Source organism: Kitasatospora sp. NPDC096077, assembly GCF_040303245.1.
Taxonomy (GTDB): Bacteria; Actinomycetota; Actinomycetes; order Streptomycetales; family Streptomycetaceae; genus Kitasatospora.
The window spans coordinates 1-1,336 of sequence record NZ_JBEOSV010000147.1; the positions used below are offsets into that span (position 1 = coordinate 1).

The following is a 1,336-nucleotide window of genomic DNA, read 5'->3' on the forward strand; positions in this document are numbered from 1 at the left end:
GATGCTCTTATGGATGTCAAGCAGCGGTGGTGAGCTGCTCGGCGGTGATGGATGTAGTGCTGGGTGTGGTCAGGACCTGGTAGATCTCGCGGGCGATGAACCGCTTGAGGCAGCGGATGATCTCCTTCTTCGAGAGGCCTTCCGTGGTCCGGCGCTGCATGTACTGCTTGGTGCGTTCGTCCCAGCGCAGGCGGCACAGGACGATGCGGTAGAGGGCGGAGTTGGCGCCCCGGTCGCCGCCTCGGTTGAGGCGGTGGCGGTGGGTACGGCCGGAGGACGCCGGCAGTGGCGCGGCACCGCAGAGCATGGCGAACGCCGCCTCGGAGCGCAGGCGCCCGGGGTTCTCCCCGGCGGTGACCAGCAGCTGGCCGGCGACGTCCGTGCCGACGCCGTTCAGCGCGAGCAGGGCCGGGGAGATCTCGGTGACCAGCGGGGTGATGATCTCCTCCAGTTCGGCGATCTCCTCGCCGAGTCGCTGGTGGCGGCGGGCCAGGGTCCGCAGCGCGAGTCTGGCGGCGATCACCGGCTCGCCGGCCCGCTTCGCGTCCGGGCGCCAGGCGGCGCACGTGACGATCAGCTGCCGGTCGCCCAGGTCTCGCAGGACGGCTCGCAGTTCTTCCGGTGCGGTGATGATCAGCGTCTTCATCTGCCGTGCCACGTCCGCTCGTTGCCGGACCGCGCTGCGGCGGGCCACGCGCAGGCTCCGCAGGGCTTCCACCCGGCCGTCGCGCTGCTTGGGTATCCCTGTGCGGCGGGCGGACAGGGCAGCCCGTGCGGCGGCCTCGGCGTCGACCGGGTCGGACTTGCCCTGCCAGCGGCGGGCCTTGCGGTCCGGGCGGTCGATCTCCACCACGGTCACGTCCTGCTCGCGCAGGTAGCGGGCGAGGCCGGCTCCGTAGGCGCCGGTGCCCTCCACGCCGACCAGCACCAGGGTGCCGAACGAGCGGAGCCAGGCCAGGAGCTTGCGGTAGCCGGCTGCGGTGGCCTCGAACTGCTCGGCGCCCAGGGGCCGTCCGGCCGAGTCGACGGCCGCCGCGGTGTGGGTGTCCTTGTGGGTGTCGACGCCGCCGGTGATCTCGCGGGTCTGCTGTGCGATGGTGGACATCGCCGTCCTCTCCATTCGACCGGTCAGGGCGGCAGCCACCGGTCCGGCGGGCGGACAGGACAGTGATGGGGCCTCTGGCCAGGCTCTTATGAAGTCACGCAAGCCGGGCCGGTGGATGCACACGAGCGGCTCCCGAACGAGGCCGACAGATCCCGTTGAGGACCCGAGGTCAGTCAGGCGGTGGGTCAGACCTGTCCGGGAACCGCTCATGAACATCCTCACTGTCAGGCG

1 protein-coding gene is annotated in these 1,336 nt (G+C 71.1%); it reads right to left on the reverse strand.

From position 1 onward, the window contains the following. Positions 1–16: 16 nt before the first annotated feature. The gene (locus ABTZ03_RS44155; RefSeq protein ID WP_350518935.1) at positions 17–1,105 is read right to left on the reverse strand and encodes an IS110 family RNA-guided transposase; all 1,089 of its coding nucleotides are present in this window, start codon (positions 1,103–1,105) and stop codon (positions 17–19) included. Between the last annotated feature and the right edge of the window lie 231 nt (positions 1,106–1,336).

Coding starts and splice junctions, on each gene's coding strand:
- ABTZ03_RS44155 (WP_350518935.1), bottom strand. CDS start 1,105: ATGTCCACCATCGCACAGCAGACCCGCGAGATCACCGGCGGCGTCGAC.